The organism is Comamonas aquatica NBRC 14918, from assembly GCF_000739875.1.
Taxonomy (GTDB): domain Bacteria; phylum Pseudomonadota; class Gammaproteobacteria; order Burkholderiales; family Burkholderiaceae_C; genus Comamonas; species Comamonas aquatica.
The window spans coordinates 19,988-43,601 of sequence record NZ_BBJR01000001.1; the positions used below are offsets into that span (position 1 = coordinate 19,988).

At 64.9% G+C, this 23,614-nt stretch carries 23 protein-coding genes; 10 read left to right on the plus strand and 13 right to left on the minus strand.

The window, feature by feature from the left end; all coding sequences use genetic code 11:
- Positions 1 to 27: 27 nt before the first annotated feature.
- Entirely contained in the window at positions 28 to 915 is an 888-nt protein-coding gene (locus CA2_RS00100) for a LysR family transcriptional regulator (RefSeq protein ID WP_042411185.1), read from the minus strand.
- A gap of 132 nt (positions 916 to 1,047) precedes the next feature.
- Here CA2_RS00100 and CA2_RS00105 point away from each other — a divergent pair, with 132 nt between their 5' ends.
- Both CA2_RS00105 and CA2_RS00110 read left to right on the plus strand, forming a co-directional pair.
- Entirely contained in the window at positions 1,048 to 2,262 is a 1,215-nt protein-coding gene (locus CA2_RS00105; RefSeq protein ID WP_042411187.1) for a CaiB/BaiF CoA transferase family protein, read from the plus strand.
- A 31-nt stretch (positions 2,263 to 2,293) separates the two neighbouring features.
- Positions 2,294 to 3,292, plus strand: coding sequence for a Bug family tripartite tricarboxylate transporter substrate binding protein (locus tag CA2_RS00110; protein ID WP_042411189.1), 999 nt, complete (start codon positions 2,294 to 2,296; stop codon positions 3,290 to 3,292).
- Positions 3,293 to 3,425: 133 nt separating this feature from the next.
- Here CA2_RS00110 and CA2_RS00115 read toward each other — a convergent pair whose 3' ends face one another.
- The 7 genes from CA2_RS00115 to CA2_RS00145 all read right to left on the minus strand — a co-directional run bounded on the left by CA2_RS00115 (position 3,426) and on the right by CA2_RS00145 (position 10,199).
- Positions 3,426 to 3,761 carry a recombinase family protein gene (locus tag CA2_RS00115; protein WP_042411191.1) on the minus strand — a complete coding sequence of 112 codons (336 nt, stop codon included), beginning with the start codon at positions 3,759 to 3,761 and terminating at the stop codon, positions 3,426 to 3,428.
- A gap of 3 nt (positions 3,762 to 3,764) precedes the next feature.
- On the minus strand, positions 3,765 to 4,016 hold the full coding sequence (gene moaD, locus CA2_RS00120) for a molybdopterin converting factor subunit 1 (RefSeq protein ID WP_042411193.1): 252 nt from the start codon (positions 4,014 to 4,016) through the stop codon (positions 3,765 to 3,767).
- A 20-nt stretch (positions 4,017 to 4,036) separates the two neighbouring features.
- On the minus strand, positions 4,037 to 5,281 hold the full coding sequence (locus CA2_RS00125; RefSeq protein ID WP_042411197.1) for a molybdopterin molybdotransferase MoeA: 1,245 nt from the start codon (positions 5,279 to 5,281) through the stop codon (positions 4,037 to 4,039).
- Positions 5,278 to 5,841, minus strand: a complete 564-nt coding sequence (gene mobB / locus CA2_RS00130) for a molybdopterin-guanine dinucleotide biosynthesis protein B (protein ID WP_042411199.1) — start codon at positions 5,839 to 5,841, stop codon at positions 5,278 to 5,280. Before mobB ends, CA2_RS00125 begins: the two co-directional genes overlap by 4 nt.
- A 79-nt stretch (positions 5,842 to 5,920) precedes the next feature.
- Positions 5,921 to 7,345 carry a threonine synthase gene (gene thrC / locus CA2_RS00135; RefSeq protein WP_042411201.1) on the minus strand — a complete coding sequence of 475 codons (1,425 nt, stop codon included), beginning with the start codon at positions 7,343 to 7,345 and terminating at the stop codon, positions 5,921 to 5,923.
- Between the two features lie 162 nt (positions 7,346 to 7,507).
- Positions 7,508 to 8,842: a homoserine dehydrogenase gene (locus CA2_RS00140; protein ID WP_042411203.1), complete on the minus strand. Its 1,335-nt coding sequence runs from the start codon at positions 8,840 to 8,842 to the stop codon at positions 7,508 to 7,510.
- Positions 8,843 to 8,915: 73 nt separating this feature from the next.
- Positions 8,916 to 10,199: a pyridoxal phosphate-dependent aminotransferase gene (locus tag CA2_RS00145; protein WP_042411205.1), complete on the minus strand. Its 1,284-nt coding sequence runs from the start codon at positions 10,197 to 10,199 to the stop codon at positions 8,916 to 8,918.
- A gap of 171 nt (positions 10,200 to 10,370) precedes the next feature.
- Between CA2_RS00145 and CA2_RS00150 the strand changes: the two genes are divergently transcribed.
- The 4 genes from CA2_RS00150 (at position 10,371) to CA2_RS00165 (ending at position 13,762) form a co-directional block, all read left to right on the plus strand.
- Positions 10,371 to 10,739: an Mth938-like domain-containing protein gene (locus tag CA2_RS00150; protein ID WP_042411208.1), complete on the plus strand. Its 369-nt coding sequence runs from the start codon at positions 10,371 to 10,373 to the stop codon at positions 10,737 to 10,739.
- Positions 10,740 to 10,877: 138 nt separating this feature from the next.
- Positions 10,878 to 11,366 (plus strand): peroxiredoxin, encoded by a 489-nt coding sequence (locus CA2_RS00155; RefSeq protein ID WP_042411211.1) that lies wholly within the window; start codon positions 10,878 to 10,880, stop codon positions 11,364 to 11,366.
- A gap of 170 nt (positions 11,367 to 11,536) precedes the next feature.
- Complete coding sequence (locus CA2_RS00160; protein WP_042411214.1) at positions 11,537 to 13,354, plus strand: PhoH family protein; 1,818 nt, start codon at positions 11,537 to 11,539, stop codon at positions 13,352 to 13,354.
- On the plus strand, positions 13,355 to 13,762 hold the full coding sequence (locus tag CA2_RS00165) for a hypothetical protein (protein WP_042411217.1): 408 nt from the start codon (positions 13,355 to 13,357) through the stop codon (positions 13,760 to 13,762). It begins immediately after the preceding gene.
- A 167-nt stretch (positions 13,763 to 13,929) separates the two neighbouring features.
- Here the strand turns inward: CA2_RS00165 and dnaB are convergent, their stop codons facing one another.
- The 5 genes from dnaB to rpsF form a co-directional block, all read right to left on the minus strand.
- Positions 13,930 to 15,360, minus strand: coding sequence for a replicative DNA helicase (gene dnaB, locus CA2_RS00170; RefSeq protein WP_042411221.1), 1,431 nt, complete (start codon positions 15,358 to 15,360; stop codon positions 13,930 to 13,932).
- A gap of 235 nt (positions 15,361 to 15,595) precedes the next feature.
- Complete coding sequence (gene rplI, locus CA2_RS00175; protein WP_042411223.1) at positions 15,596 to 16,048, minus strand: 50S ribosomal protein L9; 453 nt, start codon at positions 16,046 to 16,048, stop codon at positions 15,596 to 15,598.
- A gap of 12 nt (positions 16,049 to 16,060) precedes the next feature.
- Entirely contained in the window at positions 16,061 to 16,342 is a 282-nt protein-coding gene (rpsR, locus tag CA2_RS00180) for a 30S ribosomal protein S18 (protein WP_042411225.1), read from the minus strand.
- An 18-nt stretch (positions 16,343 to 16,360) separates the two neighbouring features.
- On the minus strand, positions 16,361 to 16,651 hold the full coding sequence (gene priB / locus CA2_RS17345; protein ID WP_045267300.1) for a primosomal replication protein N: 291 nt from the start codon (positions 16,649 to 16,651) through the stop codon (positions 16,361 to 16,363).
- 21 nt (positions 16,652 to 16,672) lie between these two features.
- On the minus strand, positions 16,673 to 17,035 hold the full coding sequence (gene rpsF, locus CA2_RS00185) for a 30S ribosomal protein S6 (protein ID WP_042411228.1): 363 nt from the start codon (positions 17,033 to 17,035) through the stop codon (positions 16,673 to 16,675).
- A gap of 194 nt (positions 17,036 to 17,229) precedes the next feature.
- On the opposite strand from rpsF, the gene grpE reads away from it, so the two are divergent.
- From grpE to CA2_RS00210, 4 genes are all read left to right on the plus strand, one after another.
- A complete protein-coding gene (gene grpE / locus CA2_RS00190; protein ID WP_042411231.1) occupies positions 17,230 to 17,784 on the plus strand; it encodes a nucleotide exchange factor GrpE in 555 nt (184 codons plus the stop codon).
- Between the two features lie 91 nt (positions 17,785 to 17,875).
- Positions 17,876 to 19,825 (plus strand): molecular chaperone DnaK, encoded by a 1,950-nt coding sequence (gene dnaK, locus CA2_RS00195; RefSeq protein WP_042411235.1) that lies wholly within the window; start codon positions 17,876 to 17,878, stop codon positions 19,823 to 19,825.
- A gap of 95 nt (positions 19,826 to 19,920) precedes the next feature.
- Positions 19,921 to 21,060 (plus strand): molecular chaperone DnaJ, encoded by a 1,140-nt coding sequence (gene dnaJ, locus CA2_RS00200; RefSeq protein ID WP_042411237.1) that lies wholly within the window; start codon positions 19,921 to 19,923, stop codon positions 21,058 to 21,060.
- A gap of 564 nt (positions 21,061 to 21,624) precedes the next feature.
- Entirely contained in the window at positions 21,625 to 23,424 is a 1,800-nt protein-coding gene (locus tag CA2_RS00210) for a TonB-dependent receptor domain-containing protein (protein ID WP_081888807.1), read from the plus strand.
- Positions 23,425 to 23,614: the final 190 nt, after the last annotated feature.

Below are 23,614 nucleotides of genomic sequence, written 5' to 3' on the forward strand. Positions count from 1 at the left end.
GCTTTTGCATGCCGGAACCACCCCGGCTCAGGCGGCCACGGCCGGGGCCTGCGCCTTGTCCAGCAGGAAGGCCATCAGCGTCTGCTGGGCCTTGGTCTGGTAGCGCGAAGGCATGTGCAGCAGGTACAGGTTGGAGCGCAGGAAGGCCAGGTCGCGCTGCGGCACGGACAGCCGCAGCAGATGGCCGGAGGCGATCTCATCGGCCACCATGTAGTCGGGCACCAGCCCGGCGCCCAAGCCCTGCAGGATGGCGTCGCGCAGGAAGAAGAAGTTGGCCGACATCAGCCGCGGGCGGATGTCCGCACTCTGGCCGGCCAGCTTGAGCTTCTCGCCCGTCAGCTCCGAGGTGATCAGCGGTAGCTGCTTGAGCGCGGCCAGCGTCTGCACCGGACCGTAGGCCGCCACCAGCTGCGGCGCAGCACAGGCCGCGTATTCCACCGTGCCCAGGTTGTGCGTCACCAGGTGGCTGGGCGCATCGCCCATGACGCGGATGGCAAAGTCCACCGCGCCCTTGACCAGGTCCTCGATGGCGTTGTCGAAGATCACCTCCAGCGTCACCTCCGGGTAGCGGCGCATGAACTCCATCAGCCACGCCGCCATGGTGTGCTGGCCGTAGCCGCTGGGCACGCTCAGGCGCACCGTGCCGCCCAGGCTGCGCCCCAGGTGCTGCAGCGACTCCTCGGCCGCCATCAGCTCGTGGCGGATTTTCTTGCCGTGCGCATACAGCTGGCGCCCCAGCGCCGTGGGCTCCAGCTGGCGCGTGCTGCGCTTGAGCAGCTCGGCCCCCAGGCTTTTCTCGAAGTGGTTCAGCCGCTTGCTGACGTTGGCGCGGCTCATGCCCAACTTCTGCGCCGCACGGCTGAGGTTGCCGCTGTCGATGATGTCCACCAGCAAGGCCAGGGCATTCAGGTCCATTGTCAACTTTCAGTTTTCATATCTGTTGAATATTAATTGCAATTGTCAAAAATTAATACCAATCCGACAATGCAAGCACTATGCGATGGCCGCCGCAGTTGCGACAGGCCACCCTGACGGAGACCCACACCCATGCCTGCATCCATCCACGCAGCCCCCCTCCCCCTGGCGGGGGTCCGCGTCCTTGACCTGTCCCGCGTGCTGGCCGGCCCCATGTGCGCCATGGCCCTGGCCGACCTGGGCGCCGACGTCATCAAGGTCGAGCACCCGGCCCGCGGCGACGACACCCGCGACTGGGGCGTGCGCGTCGGCACGCGCAACACCTCCTACTTCAACAGCGCCAACCGCAACAAACGCTCCATCACCCTGGACCTGCAAAGCCCGCAAGGCGCGCAGATCGCCAAGGACCTGGCGGCGCAGTGCGACGTGGTGATCCAGAACTTCAAGGTCGGCGGCGCCGAAAAGCTGGGCCTGGGCTATGAGCAGCTGCAGGCACTGAACCCGCGGCTGGTGTACTGCTCGATCTCGGGCTATGCCCGCTTCACGCCCGAGGCCCAGCGCCCCGGCTACGACCTGGTGGTGCAGGGCGAATCGGGGGTCATGGCCACCAATGGCGAATACGGCCAGGGCCCGCTGAAGTTCGGCGTGGCCGCCGTGGACATGTTCACGGGCATGTACTCCGCCCAGGCCATCCTGGCGGCCCTGTTCGCCCGCCAGCACAGCGGCCAGGGCCGCCATGTGCAGATGGCCCTGTACGACTGCGGGGTGATGATCACCTCCTACTACGGCATGGAAGCCCTGCTCAAGGACGGGGACCCGCCCAAGTTCGGCAATGCCCACCCGTCCATCGTGCCCTACGGCGTGTTCGAGGCCGCCGACGGCCCGCTGGTCATCACCGTGGGCAACAACGGCCAGTTCCAGCGCTTTTGCCAGGACGTGATCCAGCGCCCCGACTGGGCGGCCGACGAGCGCTTTGCCACCAACACCGGCCGCTCGACCCACCGCGAGCTGCTGCTGCCGCAGATCCGCCAGGCCCTGCAGGGCTTCACGCGGGCCGAGCTGCTGGAGCGCCTGGTGCGCGCGCAGATTCCCTGCGGCGAGGTGCTGGGCATGCTGGACGCGCTGCAGTCCGAGCGCACCGCCCAGGCCGGCCTGCTGCACCGCTACGACGATGCCGAAGCCGGCACCCAGGCCGTGCTGGCCCCGCCCTATGCCATGGACGGCCAACGCCTGCCCGTGCGCCGCCCGCCCCCGCACCTGGGCGAGCACACCCACAGCGTGCTGCAGGAGCTGCTGCAGCTGGACACCGCGGCCCTGGCCGCATTGCAGGAAAACGGCGTCATCTGACGCCCGTGTTTGTACAACAAGGAGACATCGCATGAACCCCTCATCCATCCGCCGCCGCCAGTTGCTGGCCTGGAGTGCCGCCGCCCCGCTGCTGGGCTGGACCGGCTACAGCCGGGCCCAGGGCGCCTGGCCCAGCAAGATCATCAAGATGGTCGTGGCCTTCCCCGCGGGCGGCCCCACCGACACGGCGGCGCGCATCGTGGCGCAGAAGCTGAGTGAGCGCCTGGGCCAGCAGATCATCATCGAGAACAAGCCCGGCGCCTCCGGCTCCATCGGCACCGCCAGCTTCATCAAGAGCCCGGCCGACGGCTACAACCTGTCCATGTTCGGCATGCCGGCCCTGCTGGCACCGCTGATGTACAAGAACAATGCCTACGACGTGACCAAGGACTTCGCCGCCGTCGCCACCGTCTACGACCTGCCCATGGCGATCGTGGTCAACCCCGCGGTGATTCCGGGCGTGGACGACCTGGCCGGCCTGATCCGTTTCATCAAGGAGAGCAAGGAGCCGCTGAACTTCACCAGCTCGGGCACCGGCAGCTTCGGCCACCTGGCGATGGAGCAGCTCAAGGAACTGGGCAAGTTCGACCTGATGCACGTGCCCTACCGTGGCAGCGCCCCGGCCGTGGCGGACCTGCTGGGCGGGCAGATCGGCATCATGTTTGCCGACGTGGTGGCGGCCCTGCCCCACATCCATGCCGGCAAGCTCAAGGCCATCGCCCTCAGCTCGCCCAACGCCAAGGCCTTGCTGCCCAAGACCAGGACCGTGTCCGAACAAGGCTTCCCGGGCTTTGACTTCGACTCCTGGGGTGGCCTGATTGCCCCCCTGGGCACGCCCCAAGCCATTCTTGACCGCATCGCCAGCGAGACGCGCGACATCGTGGCCAAGGACAAGGAACTGCAGCAAAAGCTGCTGACGGCCGGCGCGATCGCCTCGTTCCAGGACGGCAAGCAGATGCAGGCGCGCCTGAACAAGGACTACGAGCGCTGGAGCGCCATCGTCAAGGCCAAGGGCATCAGCGCCACCTAATCCCCGCCACAGAACGCAGCCCCCAAGCCATCCCCGAGCCACATGGGGATGGCTTTTTTTGGCTGGCCCACGCCGGGGCGCAGGGCCTGGAGCAACCACAGCCAGGCACCCGCAGGCGCGCGCCGGGTCGCCGTCAGGCCGAAGCGGCCTGGGCCCAGTCGGCGTAACGGTTCAGGATGCGCTGCACCTGGCCGTGGGTCCACGGCCCGCCCTTGGCGGCGGGAATGCCGCGCGCGTTGAGCAGCTCGGCCATCTTGCGGTGCGTCAGGCCCTGCGCCACGAATTCGGCAAACAGCGCTGCGTGCTGCTTGGCAAAAGCGTCTGCGGCGCTCTTGCGCTTTTCCACCGTGGCGCGCAGGTTGTCCGCGCCGGCCTTGCCCAGTTGCACACCGCGGGCCTTGGCCTCGCTCAGCGCCTGGCGCGTGCGGCGGCTGATGGCGGCATCCACCTGCTTGGGAGCATCGTTCATGGCTCAGCCCCCGGTGACAGGGGGAAAGAACGCGACTTCATCGCCGGCCTTCAGGGGCGCATCGCCCTGGCACAGGTCCTGGTTCAGGGCCATGCGCACGGCCTTGCCCGGGGCCAGGGCGGCCGCAGCCGCGGGGCTGCGGGCCATCAGCGCCTCGCGCAGCGCCCCCACGGTGGTGGCACTGGTCTGCAGCGCTTCGCTGCCGGTGCCCATGGCCTCGCGGATGGAGGCAAAGTAACGCACGGTGATATTCATAGAGTTGCTCTCCGGGATGCTCACATCAACTCGGTGAAGGGGATGAAGCGCACGCTGTCGCCGGGCTGGATGGGCGTCAGCGGCGGGTTGTCGATCAGGCCATCGCCCCACACGGTCGAGGTCAGCACGCCCGAGCCCTGGTTGCCAAACAGCTGCAGCCCCCCTTGTCCATCGTGGCGCGCGCGCAGGAACTCGCGGCGCTTTTCCAGCTTGGGCCAGGCGAACTGCGCGGTGACCGTCGTGGCCCTGGGGGCGACGTCCTGCAGGCCTTGCAGGCGCAGGACAAAGGGCCGCACCAGCAGCAGGAAGGTGATGAAGCTGGAGACCGGGTTGCCGGGCAGGCCCATGAAATGCGCCACGCCCTGGCTGGCATCCTGGCCGTTGCGGAACACCTGGCCATACGCAAACGGCTTGCCGGGCTTCATGGAAATCATCCACAGGTTCAACTTGCCCTGCTGCTCCACGGCCGGCTTGACGTGGTCTTCCTCGCCCACGGACACGCCGGCGCTGGACAGTACCAGGTCGCAGTCCTGGGCCACGCGGTGAATGGCCTCGACGGTCTGCGCGCGGTGGTCGGGCAGGATGCCGCCATCCACCACCTCGCAGCCCAGGCGCTGCAGCAGCGCGCGCAGGAAGTAGCGGTTGCTGTTGTAGATGCTGCCGGGGCGCATGTCCTGCGGAGCCACGGTGCCGGGCAGCACCAGCTCGTCCCCCGTGGAGAACAGCGCCACGCGCGGCTTGCGGCCCACGGGCAGCGTGGCCATGCCGATGCTGGCGGCCAGTCCGATGGCGGCGGGCGTCAAGCGCGTGCCGGCGGCCAGCACGGTGCTGGCCAGGGCAATATCTTCGCCCGCACGGCGAATGTTCTGGCCCGGCTTGGGCACCGCGTTGAACTGCACGCGGCCGTCTGTCAGCACGGTGGTGTCTTCCTGCATCAGCACCGCGTCGGCACCGGGGGGCACGGGGGCGCCGGTGAAGATGCGGGCCACGCTGCCGGGCTGCAGTTCGGTGCCGACATGGCCGGCAGGGATGCGCTGGCTCACGGGCAGGGCCACGCCAGCGGCGGGGAGGTCGGCCACGCGCACGGCGTAGCCATCCATGGCGGAGTTGTCCTGGGGTGGCACCTGCAGGGCCGAGGTGCAATCGGCACGCAGCACGCGGCCATCGGCGTTGAACAGGTCGACATGCTCCACGCCCAGCGGCAGGGCCTGGGCCAGTACGGCGGCCAGGGCTTCGTCCAGGGTGGTCAGGGCTTGGGGCTTCACGCGTGCTCTCCTTGTGGGCGACGGTATTCAAAACGGCTGGCATTGGCCAGCATCCAGTCCGCGATCTGTGCGGGCTGGTTCATGTCGAGCAACTGCACATGGGCCGGCGGCTGCTGAGGCAGGGCCGCCGCATCGTCGGTGGCCAGCGCCACCACATGCGGATCCTCGGGAAAGCGCAGGGGCTTGGCGGGCTTGCCACTGGCGGGGTCGGGCTGGCGCCAGATTTCCACCTTGGGCAGGTCGCCGTGTTTGAAGCCTTCGATCAGCACCCAGTCGACCTGGGGGCTCAGCTCGGCCAGCATGGCATGCACGTCCAGGTCCTGCGCGGTGCTGAACTCGCGCACCAGGGCCAGGCGCCGGTCGCAGACCAGCAGCACCTCCTGGGCACCGGCCTGGCGGTGGCGCCAGCTGTCCTTGCCCGGCAGGTCGATGTCCACGTCGTGGTGGGCGTGCTTGATGGTGGACACGGTCTGCCCACGCGCACGCAGTGCGGCGATCAGGTGCTCCAGCAGGGTGGTCTTGCCGGCGCCGGAGTAAGCGGCAAAGCCCAAGGCTTTCATGCGTTGTGCTCTCTTCCAAATAGCAACCGGCGCTTGTGGAACAAGCGCCGGCGCTCAGTTTCATGCCTAAAGCCCAGGCTCAGTCGCAGTGCTGCTGAATATAGGCTTTGACCTTTTCCACATCCGCCGGCATGACCACCACACGCTTGGGCAGGTCTTCGATGCCGTCGAACTTGGCGGGACGCTCGGGCTGGCGGCCCAGGGCTTCCTCGATGGTGGCCGCGAACTTGATCGGCAGGGCGGTTTCCAGCACCAGCATGGGCTCGTGGCGCAGGTGCTCACGGGCCACCTTCACGCCGTCGGCGGTGTGGGTGTCGATCATCTGGCCCAGACGCTGGTAGCAGTCCTTGATGGTAGCCAAACGGTCGGCGTGCGTGCTCTTGCCGCTGACAAAGCCGTACTTCAGGGCCGCATCCTGGAAGCAGGCGTCCTGGCTCAGGTCGAACTTGCCTTGCTTGGCTACGCCTTCGGCAAACAGCGCCTGGGTGCGCGCGCCATCCCGGCCGACCAGGTCGAACACAAAGCGCTCGAAATTACTGGCCTTGGAAATGTCCATGGACGGGCTGGAGGTCTCGTAGGTGTTGACCGCGCCGCGCACCTGGTAGACGCCGGTGCGGAAGAATTCGTCCAGCACGTCGTTCTCGTTGGTGGCAACCACCAGCTGGGCAATCGGCAGGCCCATCTGGCGCGCCACATGGCCGGCGCAGATGTTGCCGAAGTTGCCCGAAGGCACGGTGAAGCTGACCTTCTCTTCGTTGCGGGCCGTCGCCTGCAGGTAGCCGGCAAAGTAGTACACCACCTGGGCCAGCAGACGCGCCCAGTTGATGGAGTTGACGGTGCCGATCTTGTACTTGGCCTTGAAGGCGTGGTCGTTGGACACGGCCTTGACGATGTCCTGGCAGTCGTCGAACACGCCTTCGATGGCGATGTTGTGGATGTTGGCGTCCTGCAGGCTGAACATCTGCGCCTGCTGGAAGGGGCTCATGCGGCCGTGGGGGCTGGTCATGAACACGCGCACACCCTGCTTGCCGCGCATGGCGTACTCGGCCGCGCTGCCGGTGTCGCCGGAGGTGGCGCCCAGGATGTTCAGCGTTTCGCCACGGCGGGTCAGCTCGTACTCGAACAGGTTGCCCAGCAGCTGCATGGCCATGTCCTTGAAGGCCAGCGTGGGGCCGTTGGACAGGGCTTCAATCCGCAAATTGCCTTCCAGCGTGCGCACGGGCACGATGGCCTCGGTGCCAAAGACTTCCTGGGTGTACGTCTTGGCGCACAGGGCGCGCAGGTCGTCGGCAGGGATGTCGTCGATGTACAGCGACAGGATCTCGAACGCCAGCGCGGCATAGCCCTGGGTGGCCAGCGTGGTGCGCAGCTGGGTCAGCTTCGCATCGTCGATCTGGGGGTACTCGACCGGCAGGTACAGGCCGCCATCGGGCGCCAAGCCTTCGAGCAGGATGTCGCAAAAGCGTTTGCGGTCGGCATGACCGCGGGTGGACAGATAAAGCATGGTGCTTCCTCGTCAATATTCGAATCAAAAGCCCCAACACAGTGTCCACGCCAACTTTCGCTGGGGACACCGCGCAAAGGCCGCTCCGCCGCACTGGTGTCGTCCCCCTCCAGCGCGCAGCGCCAGCGAGGGGGAAGGCGCACAGCGCCTCAGGGGGAGCGCTTAGTTCAGCTCTTCTTTGCGGATGCGCGTGATCGGCGCCAGCACGGTGGGCAGCCCCTGGATTTCAGCCAGCGCCTTGTCCATATCGCCTTCGCGCGTGTCGTGGGTCAGGATGATCAGGTCGGTCTGGGTCGAACCTTCGCCGCCCACTTCATCGGCTTCGCGCTGCAGCACGGCGTCGATGCTGATGCCGGCATTGGCCAGCAGCGTGGTGATCTTGGCCAGCACACCGGCCTCATCGGCCACGCGGATGCGCAGGTAGTAGCTGGTGACCACCTCGGCCATGGGCAGCACGGGCAGTTCCTTGCCGGCAGCACCCAGGGTGCTGCTTTGGAAGGCCAGGGGCGGCACGCTGTGGGCAAGGTCCGCGCCGTGCAGGCGGGCGATGTCCACCAGGTCGGCAATCACGGCCGACGCAGTGGGCTCGGAGCCCGCGCCCTTGCCGTAGTACAACGTGGTGCCCACGGCGTCGCCGTTCACCACCACGGCGTTCATCGCGCCTTCGACGTTGGCGATCAGGCGCTTGGAGGGCACCAGCGAGGGGTGCACACGCAGCTCGATGCCCTTGTCCGTGCGCTTGGTGATGCCCAGCAGCTTGATGCGGTAGCCCAGCTGTTCGGCGTACTTGATGTCGGCGCCCGCCAGCTTGGTGATGCCTTCCACATAGGCCTTGTCGAACTGCACGGGGATGCCAAAGGCAATCGCGCTCATCAGCGTGGCCTTGTGCGCGGCGTCCACGCCTTCGATATCGAAGGTGGGATCGGCTTCGGCATAGCCCAGGCGTTGTGCTTCTTTCAGCACCACGTCGAAGTCCAGGCCCTTGTCGCGCATTTCGGACAGGATGAAGTTGGTCGTGCCGTTGATGATGCCGGCCACCCACTGGATCTGGTTGGCGGTCAGGCCTTCGCGCAGCGCCTTGATGATGGGGATGCCACCGGCCACGGCGGCTTCGTAGGCCACGATCACGCCCTTTTCGGCCGCCGCCTTGAAGATTTCGGAGCCGTGCACGGCCAGCAGCGCCTTGTTGGCGGTCACCACGTGCTTGCCCGCGGCAATCGCTTCCAGCACCAGGGCCTTGGCGATGCCGTAGCCGCCGATCAGCTCGACCACCACGTCGATGTCGGGGTTGGCGATGATGGCGCGGGCATCGCCCACCACCTGGACGGCATCACCGACGACTTGCTTGGCGCGCGTGGTATCCAAGTCGGCCACCATGGCAATCTCAATGCCACGACCCGCGCGGCGGCGGATCTCTTCCTGGTTGCGCTGCAGCACGTTGAAAGTGCCGCTGCCCACGGTGCCAATGCCCAACAGGCCTACTTGGATCGGTTTCATAGTCTCATTACGCTTTCACGTCAAAAAGGGCTGCAGCGCTTATGGGGTCTGCGCTTACAGCTATCAAAAATGCTTAGGCCGCAGCGTCGGCCTTGGGTTTGGATTTGGCGGCCGGCTTGTTCAGCAGCTTGTCCGTGCCATGGCGCTGGCGGTACTTGGCCAGGAAGGTAGCCAGGCGGTTGATGGCCTCGCGCAGATCGGGCTCGTGCGGCAGGAAGACGATGCGGAAGTGGTCGGGATTGGGCCAATTGAAGCCCGTGCCCTGCACCAGCATGACCTTGGTTTCCTGCAGCACTTCGAGGAAGAATTCCTGGTCGTCCTTGATGGGGTAGATCTCGGGGTCCAGGCGCGGGAACATGTACAGCGCGGCCTTGGGCTTGACGCAGGACACGCCGGGGATGGAGTTGATCAGCTCCCAGGCCACATCGCGCTGCACGCGCAGGCGGCCGCCTTCCTTGACCAGCTCGTCAATGCTCTGGTGACCGCCCAGGGCCGTCTGCACGGCCCACTGGCCGGGCACATTGGCGCACAGGCGCATGTTGGAGAGCATGTTCAGGCCCTCGATGTAATCCTTGGCGGGCTTCTTGTCGCCGGAGATCACCATCCAGCCGGCGCGGTAGCCGCAGCTGCGGTAGGCCTTGGACAGGGAGTTGAAGGTGATGGTCAGCACGTCGGCGGACAGGCTGCCCAGGGGCGTGTGCTTGACGTCGTCGTACAGCACCTTGTCGTAGACCTCGTCGGCAAACACCACCAGCCCATGCTCGCGCGCCAGCTGCAGGATCTCCAGCAGCAATTCCTTGGAGTACAGCGCACCCGTGGGGTTGTTGGGGTTGATGACCACGATGGCCTTGGTGCGGGGTGTGATCTTGGCGCGGATGTCCTGGAGATTCGGCATCCAGCCGTTGTCCTCGTCGCACATGTAGTGCACGGGTGTGCCACCGGACAGGCTGGTCACGGCCGTCCACAACGGATAGTCGGGCGCCGGCAGCAACATCTCGTCGCCGTTGTCCAGCAAGGCGTTGGTGGCCAGGGCGATCAGCTCGGAGGCGCCGTTGCCCAGGTAAATGTCGTCCAGCGTCACACCCTTGATGCCCTGGCGCTGGGTTTCGTGCATCACGGCCTTGCGCGCCGCGAAGATGCCCTTGCTGTCGGAATAGCCGGCCGAGTTGGGCAGGTTGCGGATCATGTCCTGCTGCACTTCCTCGGGGGCATCGAAGCCGAACACCGCCAGATTGCCGATGTTCAGCTTGATGATCTTGTGACCGTCCTCTTCCATCTGCTTGGCCGCATCCATGATCGGCCCTCGGATGTCATAGCAGACGTTGGACAGCTTTGCGGATTTTTGGACAGTCTTCATGGAAATATGCCACCTATTGCTTCAACAGCGCCAAGGCGCGCCCGCGCCCCGGTGAAACCTATAATTTGACCACACTTCGGCCGGCCGCCCTCCCCGCAAAATGCGGTGCCCATGCTCCCGGTATACCAGGCAGCGCCCTGACCCACGCCGCCACCACAAGGACCCCCCTCCATGAAACTCCACGCTGACCACTCCGACGTGCAAATGGTCACGGGGTACGGCCCCGGCTGGCTGACCGTCAACAAGCAGGAACACCGCGGCAACCTGCTGCTGGGCGCCAGCGGCTTCCTACGCCCCTGGGACTGCACGGACTTCGCCTCGCTCACGCCCCAGCACTTCGCCGCACTGGCCGAACTCAACGCCGAACTCATCATCTTCGGCTCCGGCAGCAAGTTGCGTTTCGTGCACCCCTCCTGGCTGCAACCGCTGATGCACAAACGCATCGGACTGGAGACCATGGACACCCACGCCGCCTGCCGCACCTACAACGTGCTGGCCGCAGAAGGCCGCAATGTGATAGCCGCACTGCTCTTGGAGTAATATCCGCACGGGGCTCGTCAAAATTCGCGTTTCGGGGTAAAATCCCAGGTTGCGGTCGGGGGCGTACCTACCCATAAAAGCAATACACACCCTACACCCCTCGGCATTCCAACGACTACTCCCGAGAGATCAAAGCGCATGGCGATCGTTGTCAACAAACCCCTTCCCGAATTTGAAGCCAACGCGACAGGTGGCGTGAAGGTATCCAACACCTCGCACACCGGCCAGATTGTGATTCTGTACTTCTACCCGAAGGACAACACCCCTGGCTGCACCACCGAGGCCATGCAGTTCCGCGACAAGTTCAAGGACTTTGAAAAGGCCGGTGCCGTGGTGTTCGGCGTGTCGCGCGACAACATGAAGTCGCACGACGACTTCAAGGAAAAGCTGGAACTGCCCTTCGAGCTGATCGCCGACACCGAAGAAAAGATGTGCCACATGTTCGGCGTGGTCAAGAACAAGATCATGTACGGCAAGAAGGTCAAGGGCATCGAGCGCTCCACCTTCCTGGTGAATGCCGACGGCATCCTGGTGCAGGAATGGCGCGGCCTGAAGGTCCCCGGCCACGTGGACGAAGTCCTGAAGGCTGTCAAGGCACTGAAGACCGCCGCCAAGCAAGCCGCCTGAAATACCACGCCACGGCGCTGACATCGGAGTCGGCGCCAAGGCATGCATAATGGGTCTCATGCCTTTGCGCGTTTTGACCCTGCATTGCAAACCCACCTCCTCCAAAGCCGCCTGGGCCTGTGCCCGGCGGCTTTGTGTTTTTTACAGCCCTCACAAGGACTGACTCGCTTATGCCATTGCCTCCCGCCCCGACCAAACGCGCCGCCCGTGTAGCCAAGGAAGCCTTTGACGTCACCGCACGTACCAGCAGACGCGCGACAGCCGCCGCCAGCCCGGACACAGAGGACACGCTGCCGACACCCCTGGCCAGCACGCCTGCGCCGGCCTTGACACCGCCGCCCGCGCGCAGCGGCAAGAAAGCCGCCAGCACCGCCACGGCCAGTGCCGCAACCACGGCAGCCGCGCAAAGCCTGGCCCAGCAGCGCGCCGCCGTGCAGCAAAAGGCGGCCGCGGCCGCCCCTGCGCCCAAGGCAACCCCTGCCCCCGCACCGGCCACGCCCGCGGCCAGCAACCGCAAGCGCAGCACCACCCCCGCGGCGGCTGCACCCGCAGCGGTCGCCAGCAACCCGGCACGCCCGACCAAGAAGCGCACGGGCCAATCCTGCCTGTTTGTTCTGGACACCAATGTGCTGCTGCACGACCCCACCAGCATCTTCCGCTTCGAAGAGCACGACATCTTCCTGCCCATGGTGGTGCTGGAAGAGCTGGATGCCCACAAGAAGGGCATGACCGAAGTGGCCCGCAACGGCCGCCAGGTCAGCCGCATGCTGGATGCCCTGGTGGACGCGCAGCAGAGCGCCGATCTGGCGATTGGCCTGCGCCTGGACGCCAGCGGCAACAAGGGCTCCACCGGCCACCTGTTCTTCCAGACGGTGCCGCTGGACTACCGCCTGCCCGCCAGCCTGCCCCAGGGCAAGGCCGACAACCAGATCCTGGGCGTGGTCCAGGCCCTGCGCGCGGCCAAGCAAGGCCAGCAGGAAGTCATCCTGGTGTCCAAGGACATCAACATGCGCGTCAAGGCGCGCGCCCTGGGCCTGCCGGCCGAGGACTACCGCAACGACAAGGCGCTGGACGACGGCGACCTGCTGTACACCGGCAGCCTGGCCCTGCCCGCCGACTTCTGGCGCAAGGCCAAGAACGTCGAAAGCTGGCAGCAGGGCGGACGCAGCTTCTACAGCCTGAGCGGCCCCGTCACGGCGCCCATGCTGATCAACCAGTACGTGTACTTTGAAGCGCCGGGCGAGCCCAGCCTGCATGCCCGCGTGACGGAGATCCGCGACAAGACCGTGGTGCTAGAAACCCTGCGCGACTACAGCAGCAGCAAGCACAACGTCTGGGGTGTGAACGCACGCAACCGCGAGCAGAACTTCGCCCTGAACCTGCTGATGGACCCCGAGGTGGACTTCGTCACCCTGACCGGCACGGCCGGCACCGGCAAGACGCTGATGGCCCTGGCCGCCGGCCTGTGCCAGGTGCTGGACGAGCGCCGCTACACCGAGATCATCATGACCCGCGCCACCGTCAGCGTGGGCGAGGACATCGGTTTCCTGCCCGGCACCGAGGAAGAGAAGATGGGCCCCTGGATGGGTGCCCTGGACGACAACCTGGAATTCCTGGCCAAGGGCGACGGCGGCAACCCCAACGAATGGGGCCGTGCCGCGACCAATGAGCTGATCCGCAGCCGCATCAAGATCAAGAGCATGAACTTCATGCGTGGCCGCACCTTCCTGAACAAATACGTCATCATTGACGAGGCCCAGAACCTGACGCCCAAGCAGATGAAGACCCTGATCACCCGTGCCGGCCCCGGCACCAAAATCATTTGCATGGGCAACCTGGGCCAGATCGACACCCCGTACCTGACGGAAGGCAGCTCCGGCCTGACCTTTGCCGTGGACCGCTTCAAGGGCTGGCCGCACAGCGGCCACATCCAGCTGGCGCGCGGCGAGCGCTCGCGCCTGGCGGACTTTGCCAGCGAGGTGCTGTAAATGGCGATCAGCTGGGTGGCGGCCCTGAAGATGGTGCCATGGACCGATGTGATCCAGGCGGCACCGCACGTGCTCAAGGCCGCCAAGGGGCTGATGAAGAAAAGCCCCGGGCAGGAGGCCGCCGATGCCATGGCGTCAGCACCCTCCTCCACCGGACCGCAAACCAGCTTGCCCAGCAATGCGGGCGAACTGGCCTTGCAGCAGGTGGCACAGCTGGAAGCCCGCGTGCAGCAGTTGGAGGCCGCCCAGCGCGCCTCGGCCCAGGTGCTGGAGCAGATGGCCGAGCAGCAGGCACAGATCGTCCAGACCGTGGGCCTGCTGCGCACCGGCGCCACCCGCCTGGCCTGGGCCTGCGGCGTGCTGGGCGTGTGCGTGCTGGGGCTGCTGATCGCCTTGCTGCGTCAATAAACGAAGCAGCCTGCGCTGGATAGACGTGAGTTTCAATGCTTCAAGGACTGCAACTCTATGAATAACCAGCGCTGACAGCTCCTCTTTTTGAGGCACCCTCCAACAAAAAGGGCCTTGCCATGGTGGCAAGGCCCTTTTTTTTTCATGCTTTCGCGCCGGGCACGCCCTCAATAGGCGTCGCTGTCGTAGCCCATGGCCAGGTTCTCGAAGCGTGTCTGGTTCTTCTGGAAGAACAGCTTCACCGTACCCGTGGGGCCGTTACGCTGCTTGCCGATGATGACCTCGGCGATGTTCGGCTCCTTGGAATCCTTGTTGTAGTAGTCATCGCGGTAGATGAACATGATGATGTCCGCGTCCTGCTCGATGGCGCCCGATTCGCGCAGGTCGGACATCATGGGGCGCTTGTCGGTGCGCTGCTCCACCGAACGGTTCAGCTGCGACAGCGCAATCACCGGGCACTGCAGTTCCTTGGCCAGCATCTTCAGACCCCGGGAGATTTCCCCCAGCTCGGTCGCGCGGTTGTCACCACCTGCGCCACTGCCGGAGCCACTCATCAGCTGCAGGTAGTCGACCACGATCAAGCCCAGCTTGCCGCACTGGCGCGCCAGTCGCCGCGCATTGGCGCGCAGCTCGGACGGCGTCAGCCCCGGCGTCTCGTCGATGTGCAGCGAGATCTGGCTGAGCTTTTCCACCGCCTCGGTCAGGCGCGCCCACTCATCGTGCTCCAGCTTGCCGGTACGCAGATTGCCCTGGTTCACCTTGCCGATCGAACCCACGATACGCACCGCCAGCTGGGCGGCGCCCATTTCCATCGAGAAGATGGCGACCGGCAGGCCTTCGTTGAGCGCCACGTGCTCGGCAATATTCACCGCGAACGAGGTCTTACCCATGGACGGGCGCGCCGCCAGCACGATCATGTCGCCGGCCTGCAGGCCACTGGTCATGCGGTCCAGGTCGGCAAAGCCGGTGGGAATGCCGGTCACATCCACCGGGTTGTCCGCCATCTCCTGCACCCGGTCCAGCAGGTCGCCCACCAGGGTGTCCATGCTCTGGAAGCCCTGCTTCATGCGCGAGCCCTCCTCGCCGATGGCGAAGATCTTCTGCTCGGCCTCGTCCAGAATGCGCTCCACCGGCTTGCCCTGGGGGTTGAGCGCATTCGTGGCGATCTCATCACTCACCGTCAGCAGTTTGCGCAGGATGCCCTTCTCGCGCACGATCTCCGCATAGCGGCGGATGTTGGTCGCGCTGGGCACGTACTGGGCCAGCTGGTTGAGGTAGAGGATGCCCCCCACCTCTTCGGCCTTGCCCATGCTTTGCAGGTGCTCGAAGACCGTGATCACGTCGGCCGGCTTGCTGTCGTTGATCAGCTTGCCGATGGCGGCATAGATCTGCTGGTGCTCGTGGCGGTAGAAATCGCGCTCGGTCAGCAGGTCCCCCACCCGGTCCCAGGCGTTGTTGTCCAGCAGCAGACCGCCCAGCACGCTGGACTCGGACTCCATGGAGTACTGCGGCAGGCGCAGCTTGGCCACCTGCTGGTCCTCGGCGGCAGCCGGCGCGCCAAAAACATCATCATCCAACGGAGGCATCACAGAAGACATGGTCGACCCACAAAAAGACAAGCCCATCATCGTAGCGCCGCCGTCGGCTGCCGTCATCCACCGATGCAGGCAGCCCAGCGTCGGCATGGGCTTCGCGGCCAGGGATAGCCCCGGAACCGCTGAAATAAAAAGAGCTGCAAGCGCAGGTTCAGCAAGCGCCAGCGCCTGTTTTCATCCTGAAAATACAAAAGCCGCCCGAGGGCGGCTTTTGGTGTGTCGGAAAGTTTCCGAAAGCTTAGGCAGCTTCGCCAGCCACTTCCACGGTCACTTCGACCAGCACGTCGGTGTGCAGAGCCACTTCCACGGTCGAAACCGACACGGTCTTGATGGGACCGTTGGGCATGCGCACTTGTGCCTTGTGCACGCCAAAGTTTTGTGCCTTCAGGGCGTCAGCGATGTCGTGGTTGGTCACGGAACCAAACAGACGGCCGTCCACGCCAGCCTTTTGCGACAGCTTCAGCGTGAAGCCGTTCAGCTTCTCGCCTTCGGCTTGGGCAGCAGCCAGCTTCTCGGCAGCAGCCTTTTCCAGTTCGGCGCGCTTGGCTTCGAACTCGGCCTTGGCAGCAGCCGTGGCGCGACGGGCTTGGCCCGAAGGGATCAGGAAGTTGCGAGCGTAGCCGTCCTTGACCTTGACGATATCGCCCAGGTTACCCAGGTTCACAACCTTTTCGAGCAGGATGATTTGCATGGTTGTGACTCCTTAGATCTTGTGCTGGTCGGTGTAGGGCAGCAGAGCCAAGAAGCGAGCGCGCTTGATGGCAGTGTTCAGCTGACGCTGGTAGATGGCGCGCGTGCCAGTCAGGCGAGCGGGGATGATCTTGCCGTTTTCGGCGATGAAGTCACGCAGGGTGTCGACATCCTTGTAGTCGATCTCTTCCACACCAGCCACGGTGAAGCGGCAGAAGCGCTTGCGCTTGAACAGCAGCGACTGGGTGTTGCGCTTGGGGCGCTTGTCTTTGTTGAATTTCTTGAACGTGGCCATTGCTGGACCTCTTGAAAATTAATTTTGTTGAATATCCTGGATGTGCAGCACCACGGTTTTGCTGTTGCGCGGTGTGGCCAGAAAACCTTGGAATCTCCAAGAACTTCCGGGTGCCTGGCGGGCGAGTCGCTCAGCCAACGCACCAAATGCCACCGCTTTTACAGCTGCCGAGACCTTGCGCGGGCTGCCTGCTTCCATCTGGGAGGATTCGTGCACCAGGCGCAAATCCAAGGCGGGCAATCCGGCGGGGGTGTACCGCAGAGCGGGCAACTCATCGATACAGGCGGTCAGGACAACGTGGTTTTCCACTCTCCAAGCGAAGGCCTGAAATTAGGCTTCAGCGGCTTGGTTGGCCTTGCGGGCTTCTTCGCGCTCGACAGTCTTCATCATGGAAGAAGCGCCGGTGTCGGCCTTCTTCTTTTGCACTGTCAGGTGACGCAGCACGGCATCGTTGAACTTGAACGCGTGTTCCAGTTCAGCCATCACAGCCTGGTCGGCTTCGATGTTCAGGCAGATGTAGTGGGCCTTGGCGAGCTTGTTGATCATGTAGGCCAGTTGACGACGGCCCCAGTCTTCTTCACGGTGCACTGCACCGCCGCCGGCGGTGATCATGCCCTTGTAGCGCTCCAGCATGGCTGGAACTTGCTCGCTTTGATCCGGATGGATCAACAAAATGATTTCGTAATGACGCATGAAAACTCCCTTTTGGGTTAAGCCCCCCGCTGCGCCTGTAGCGGTGGAGCAAGGCAAAACGCGAGATTATAGACACTCCTCTCCAGGCTTGTACACTTGTCCCTGCAATACCCTTTGGGTGACCCGGCCCTTGAAAGCCGCCAAGGCACCCCCATGTGAACTGGCAAGGTTCATTCTTCTGAGACGCTATCCACATGTCCGAACAACACACTACGCCCCACACAGCCCCTGTTGACGCCTCGACCGAGGAACTGGAGGCTGCGATGGCTGCCAATGTGGCCGACGAAATCTCTCGCCTGCAAGCCGAACTGGCCGAACTCAAGGCCAAGAACGCCGACATGGCCGACCAATTCCTGCGCGCCAAGGCCGACGCCGAAAACATGCGCCGCCGCGCCGAGGAGGAAGTCAGCAAGGCGCGCAAATTCGGCATCGAAAGCTTTGCCGAAAGCCTGCTGCCCGTGTGCGACAGCCTGGACGCCGCCCTGGCCATCCAGAACGCCACGGCCGAGCAACTGCGCGAGGGCTCGGACGCCACCCTGCGCCAGCTGCAGCAGGCGCTGGAGCGCAACAAGGTGGTCACCATCGCCCCCGCGGCGGGCACCAAGTTCGATCCCCACCACCACCAAGCCATCTCCATGGTCCCCGCCGACCAGGACGCCAACACCGTGGTCAGCGTGCTGCAAAAGGGCTACCTGATTGCCGACCGTGTGCTGCGCCCCGCGCTGGTGACGGTCGCAGCGCCCAAGTAAGGCCACGTAAAAAATCTTGACACCATGGCTTGAAGCCCCGGGAACAACCCTTAGCTAAGAGCCAATCAACCAAACATTCGGAGCATTTCAAATGGGCAAAATCATCGGTATTGACTTGGGCACCACCAACAGCTGCGTGGCCATCATGGAAGGCAACACCACCCGGGTGATCGAAAACAGCGAGGGTGCGCGCACCACGCCTTCGATCATTGCGTACCAGGAAGACGGTGAAATCCTGGTCGGCGCCTCCGCCAAGCGCCAGGCGGTGACCAACCCCAAGAACACCATTTACGCCGCCAAGCGCCTGATCGGCCGCAAGTTCGACGAAAAGGAAGTGCAAAAGGACATCGACCTGATGCCCTTCACCATCACCAAGGCCGACAACGGCGACGCCTGGGTGGAAGTGCGCGGCCAGAAGCTGGCACCTCCCCAGATCAGCGCCGAAGTGCTGCGCAAGATGAAGAAGACCGCCGAGGACTTCCTGGGCGAAACCGTGACCGAGGCCGTGATCACCGTGCCCGCGTACTTCAACGACGCCCAGCGCCAGGCCACCAAGGACGCCGGTCGCATTGCCGGCCTGGAAGTCAAGCGTATCATCAACGAACCCACCGCTGCCGCCCTGGCCTTCGGCCTGGACAAGGTGGGCGCCGGTGACCGCAAGATTGCCGTGTATGACCTGGGTGGCGGCACGTTCGACGTGTCCATCATCGAAATCGCCGACGTGGACGGTGAAAAGCAGTTCGAAGTGCTGTCGACCAACGGCGACACCTTCCTGGGTGGCGAAGACTTCGACCAGCGCATCATCGACTACATCATCAGCGAGTTCAAGAAGGAACAGGGCGTGGACCTGTCCAAGGACGTGCTGGCCCTGCAACGCCTGAAGGAAGCCGCTGAAAAGGCCAAGATCGAGCTGTCGAACTCCGCACAGACCGACATCAACCTGCCTTACATCACGGCCGACGCCACCGGTCCCAAGCACCTGAACATCAAGCTGACCCGCTCCAAGCTGGAGGCCCTGGTCGAGGACCTGATCGAGCGCACCATCGCCCCTTGCCGCACCGCGATCAAGGACGCCGGCATCTCCGTGTCCGACATCCAGGACGTGATCCTGGTCGGCGGTATGAGCCGCATGCCCAAGGTGCAGGAAAAGGTCAAGGAATTCTTCGGCCGCGACCCCCGCAAGGACGTGAACCCCGACGAAGCCGTGGCCGTGGGTGCTGCCGTGCAAGGCCAGGTGCTGGCCGGTGACCGTTCCGACGTGCTGCTGCTGGACGTGACCCCCCTGTCCCTGGGTATCGAAACCCTGGGCGGCGTCATGACCAAGATGATCACCAAGAACACGACCATCCCCACCAAGTTCGCACAGACCTTCTCGACCGCGGACGACAACCAGCCTGCGGTGACCATCAAGGTCTTCCAGGGTGAGCGTGAGATGGCCTCGGGCAACAAGCTGCTGGGTGAATTCAACCTGGAAGGCATCCCTGCCGCACCCCGTGGCGTGCCCCAGATCGAGGTGAGCTTCGACATCGACGCCAACGGCATCCTGCACGTCGGCGCCAAGGACAAGGGCACCGGCAAGGAAAACAAGATCACCATCAAGGCCAATTCGGGTCTGTCGGAAGAAGAAATCCAGCAGATGGTCAAGGACGCGGAACTGAACGCAGCCGACGACAAGAAGAAGCTGGAACTGGTGCAGGCCCGCAACCAGGGTGAAGCCGCCGTCCACAGCGTGAAGAAGAGCCTGGGCGAGCACGGCGACAAGCTGGATGCCGCCGAGAAGGACGCCATCGAAGCCGCCACCAAGGAACTGGAAGAAGCCCTGAAGGGCGAGGACAAGGACGCCATCGAAGCCAAGACCACGGCCCTGATGACCGCCAGCCAGAAGCTGGGCGAGAAGGTCTACGCCGAAGCCCAGGCAGCTGCCGGTGCAGCGGGTGGCGCCGCAGCCGCCGACGCGGGTGCCGCTCAGCAGCAGCAAAAGCCTGCGGGGTCCAACGATGACGACATCGTGGACGCCGAAGTCAAGGAAGTGAAGAAGTAATTCGAAGCAGCGGCATTCCTGACCGCTTGCCGCCGCGCCGCCCCAGCTGATGGGGTCTTGCGCGGCGTTCCTGTTTTTTATTGGCTGTAGCAACCATGTCCAAACGCGACTATTACGAAGTCCTCGGCGTCGCCAAGACGGCCTCGGACGATGAGATCAAAAAGGCCTACCGCAAGCTGGCCATGAAGTACCACCCGGACCGCAACCAGGGTGACAAGGCGAAGCAGGCCGAAGAGCAGTTCAAGGAGGTCAAGGAGGCCTACGAAATGCTCTCGGACAGCCAAAAGCGCGCGGCCTACGACCAGTACGGCCATGCTGGCGTCGATCCCAACCGGGGCATGGGCGGCGGTGAAGGCTTTGGCGGCGGCGGTTTTGCCGAAGCCTTTGGCGACATCTTTGGCGACATGTTCAGCGGCGGCCGCGCGGGCGGCCCACGCGGTGGCCGCCAGGTGTACCGCGGCAATGACCTGAGCTATTCCCTGGAAATTTCTCTGGAAGAAGCGGCCAAGGGCAAGGACGCCCAGATCCGCATCCCCAGCTGGGACAACTGCGACACCTGCCACGGCAGCGGCGCCAAGCCCGGCACCAGCCCCAAGACCTGCACCACCTGCGGTGGCAATGGCTCGGTGCAGATGCGCCAGGGCTTCTTCAGCGTGCAGCAGACCTGCCCCCACTGCCGCGGCACGGGCAAGATCATTCCCGAGCCCTGCACCACCTGCAGCGGCCAGGGCAAGATCAAGCGCCAGAAGACGCTGGAAGTGAAGATCCCCGCCGGCATCGACGACGGCATGCGCATCCGCTCCACCGGCAACGGCGAGCCCGGCATGAACGGCGGCCCTCCGGGCGACCTGTACATCGAGATCCGCATCCGCGAACACGACATCTTCGAGCGCGATGGTGATGATCTGCACTGCCAGGTGCCGGTGAGCTTCATCACGGCCGCCCTGGGGGGCGAGATCGAAGTGCCCACGCTGCAAGGCAAGGCGGCGATCGACATCCCCGAAGGCACGCAAGCGGGCAAGCAGTTCCGCCTGCGCGGCAAGGGCATCAAGGGCGTGCGCTCCAGCTACCCCGGCGACCTGTACTGCCACATCGTGGTGGAAACGCCGGTCAAGCTGACCGAGTACCAGCGCAAGCTGCTGCGCGAGCTGGAAGAGTCGCTGAAAAAAGGCGGCGCCAAGCATTCGCCCAGCGGCGAAGGCTGGACCGACAAGCTCAAGCGCTTCTTCAGCTGATCCAGCACACCCCATCCAGGCCCGCCGTCGCGGGCCTTTTTCATGCTGTAGCTACTGCAAGCCGCCGCTCCCCCATCCATAGCTGCCTGCGCTCAGGGTGCTTGGGCTGGAGGCCTCCAGCGCGCTTCATGCTGAACGCCGACCGCTGCGCCCCCATGTCCGCCACCCCACTGCGGCCGCCTGCGAGCCACACACCGGCCACCGCACGCCCGGAAAGATCCGCCCCCCACCGACAGACAGCGCCATACGACCCGGCGCATCCTCGCCAGCGGTGCCACCAAAAGCTGCGGCGCAGATGGGGGTTCTTGCCATCTTCCCTGCCCGCCATCACGCCCGCCTTTAGCATTAGAAAAAGTTTATGTACTTTTTTGTCCATACAAATTTCTAATTTCCGCATGCCAGTCACCGCCACCTGCCGGCCACCCGCCCTCGCCCTCCTGCTCACCGGCCTGGCCGCGTCGGCCCACGCCCAGACCGAGGCCCCTACGCTGGAGGCGGTCGAAGTACGCTCCGCCCCCGGCACCCCCAGCCTGCAGGCCCTGCCCACCTCGGCCACGGTGCTCGATGGCGAGCAGCGGCGTGCGCCTGTATGTGGATGGCATTCCCGCCACCATGCCCGACGGCCAGGGCTCGCTGTCGCACATCGACATAGCCAGCCTGGAGCGCGTGGAAGTGCTGCGCGGCCCCTACTCAGCGCTGTACGGTAACTCCGCCGGCGGCGTGGTCAGCCTGTTCACCGAAACGCCCGAGGGACGGCCCTTTGTGGAAGGCGGCGTCAGCTTTGGCAGCGACGGCCAGCAGCGCCTGTCGGCCAAGGCCGGCGGCCAGACGGCACAAGGCCTGAGCTATGTCGTCAGTGCCAGCCGCTTCATGACCGACGGCTGGCGCGACCACAGCGCCGCCGACCGCAACGTGGCGAATGCCAAGCTGAGCACCGCGCTGGGCGACGATGCCCGGCTGACCCTGGTGGCCAACACCATGGACTCTGACGCGCAGGACCCCCAGGGCCTGACCTGGGCGCAGTACCAGGCAACCCCGCGCCGCGCCTCCTACCGGGCCGACAACGGCGCTGCCGTGGCCGAAAGCTTCAACACCCGCAAATCGCTGCAGCAAACCCAGGTGGGCGCCAGCTATGAACGCCGCCTGGACGGCGTGCACAGCGTGGCCCTGACGGCCTATGCCGGCCACCGCAGCATGGCGCAGTACCAGTCGATTCCGGCTGCCACCCAGGCCGCTGCCGGCCATGCCGGGGGCGTGATCGATATGTCGCGCAACTACGCCGGCGTGGACGCCCGCTGGACCGGCAGGTTCAGCGACGCGCCAGTGCCCGTCACCGTGACGGCCGGCCTGGCCGTGGACCGGGTGGACGAAGACCGCCAGGGCTATGAGAACTTTGTCGGCAGCACCCTGGGGGTGCAGGGTGCACTGCGCCGCGACGAGAAAAACACCATCACCAACGTCGACCCCTACATCCAGGCCACCTGGCAGCTGGCCCCGGCCTGGAGCCTGGACACCGGCCTGCGCTACAGCCGCGTGAAGTTCGTGTCGGACGACCATTACCTGCGCCCCGGCAATCCCGACGACTCGGGCACGGTCACGCACCACCAGGCCCTGCCGGTGGTGGCACTGTCCCACCAGGTCACCCCCGACGCCACGGTCTACGCCAGTGCCGGCCGCGGTTTTGAAACCCCCACCTTTGCCGAGCTGTCCTACCGCCCCGACGGCACCGGTGGCCTGAACCTGGCACTGCAACCCAGCGTCAGCACCCAGTACGAACTGGGCTGGCGCCAGCGCCTGGCAGGCCGCGTCCAGGGCCTGTGGAGCGCGGCCGTGTTCCACAGCCGGACCGACGACGAGATCGTCAGCGCCGGGGGCACGGGCGGGCGCACCACCTTCCGCAACGCCGGCACCACCCGCCGCTACGGCGCCGAGCTGCAGGCCGATGTGCGCCTGGCACGCCAGTGGTCGCTGCAGGCCGCCTACACCTACCTGAATGCCGAGTTCCGCGAAGGCGAGTTCGCGGGCCGCATGCTGCCCGGCCTGTCCAAGCAGCACCTGTTCATGGGCCTCAATTACCGTCCCACCGCAGCCTGGCGCCTGGGCGTATCGGCCCAGCACGCCGGCAAGGTCTACGTGAACGACGCCAACAGCGAAGCTGCACCGGCCTTCACCATAGCCTCGGCCAGCGTGGGCTACACCCGCCAGCTCGGCGACTGGACGCTCAACGCCTTTGCGCGGGTGGACAACCTGTTCGACCGCCAGTACGTGGGATCGGTCATCGTCAACGACGGCAACAGCCGCTATTACGAAAGCGCACCGGGCCGCAACTGGGCCACCGGGGTCAGCTTGCGCTACAACTTCTAAAGCACACCCCGAGCATCGGGGCACGCGACCGCGGCACCCGCTTCTGAATCAGGAGCTGGTGCCGCTGTGTTTTCAGGCGTTTACATGCCCAATCCACTGCAAAAGCCCTGAAATCGCGCGCCAGCAGCTCCTGATTCTGGGTTCCGGCACGCAAACCATCGCGAAACACGATGGCTTGATTGGCACAACA

Coding starts and splice junctions, on each gene's coding strand:
- CA2_RS00100 (WP_042411185.1), bottom strand. CDS start 915: ATGGACCTGAATGCCCTGGCCTTGCTGGTGGACATCATCGACAGCGGC.
- CA2_RS00105 (WP_042411187.1), top strand. CDS start 1,048: ATGCCTGCATCCATCCACGCAGCCCCCCTCCCCCTGGCGGGGGTCCGC.
- CA2_RS00110 (WP_042411189.1), top strand. CDS start 2,294: ATGAACCCCTCATCCATCCGCCGCCGCCAGTTGCTGGCCTGGAGTGCC.
- CA2_RS00115 (WP_042411191.1), bottom strand. CDS start 3,761: ATGAACGATGCTCCCAAGCAGGTGGATGCCGCCATCAGCCGCCGCACG.
- moaD (WP_042411193.1), bottom strand. CDS start 4,016: ATGAATATCACCGTGCGTTACTTTGCCTCCATCCGCGAGGCCATGGGC.
- mobB (WP_042411199.1), bottom strand. CDS start 5,841: ATGAAAGCCTTGGGCTTTGCCGCTTACTCCGGCGCCGGCAAGACCACC.
- thrC (WP_042411201.1), bottom strand. CDS start 7,345: ATGCTTTATCTGTCCACCCGCGGTCATGCCGACCGCAAACGCTTTTGC.
- CA2_RS00140 (WP_042411203.1), bottom strand. CDS start 8,842: ATGAAACCGATCCAAGTAGGCCTGTTGGGCATTGGCACCGTGGGCAGC.
- CA2_RS00145 (WP_042411205.1), bottom strand. CDS start 10,199: ATGAAGACTGTCCAAAAATCCGCAAAGCTGTCCAACGTCTGCTATGAC.
- CA2_RS00150 (WP_042411208.1), top strand. CDS start 10,371: ATGAAACTCCACGCTGACCACTCCGACGTGCAAATGGTCACGGGGTAC.
- CA2_RS00155 (WP_042411211.1), top strand. CDS start 10,878: ATGGCGATCGTTGTCAACAAACCCCTTCCCGAATTTGAAGCCAACGCG.
- CA2_RS00160 (WP_042411214.1), top strand. CDS start 11,537: ATGCCATTGCCTCCCGCCCCGACCAAACGCGCCGCCCGTGTAGCCAAG.
- CA2_RS00165 (WP_042411217.1), top strand. CDS start 13,355: ATGGCGATCAGCTGGGTGGCGGCCCTGAAGATGGTGCCATGGACCGAT.
- dnaB (WP_042411221.1), bottom strand. CDS start 15,360: ATGTCTTCTGTGATGCCTCCGTTGGATGATGATGTTTTTGGCGCGCCG.
- rplI (WP_042411223.1), bottom strand. CDS start 16,048: ATGCAAATCATCCTGCTCGAAAAGGTTGTGAACCTGGGTAACCTGGGC.
- rpsR (WP_042411225.1), bottom strand. CDS start 16,342: ATGGCCACGTTCAAGAAATTCAACAAAGACAAGCGCCCCAAGCGCAAC.
- rpsF (WP_042411228.1), bottom strand. CDS start 17,035: ATGCGTCATTACGAAATCATTTTGTTGATCCATCCGGATCAAAGCGAG.
- grpE (WP_042411231.1), top strand. CDS start 17,230: ATGTCCGAACAACACACTACGCCCCACACAGCCCCTGTTGACGCCTCG.
- dnaK (WP_042411235.1), top strand. CDS start 17,876: ATGGGCAAAATCATCGGTATTGACTTGGGCACCACCAACAGCTGCGTG.
- dnaJ (WP_042411237.1), top strand. CDS start 19,921: ATGTCCAAACGCGACTATTACGAAGTCCTCGGCGTCGCCAAGACGGCC.
- CA2_RS00210 (WP_081888807.1), top strand. CDS start 21,625: ATGGCGAGCAGCGGCGTGCGCCTGTATGTGGATGGCATTCCCGCCACC.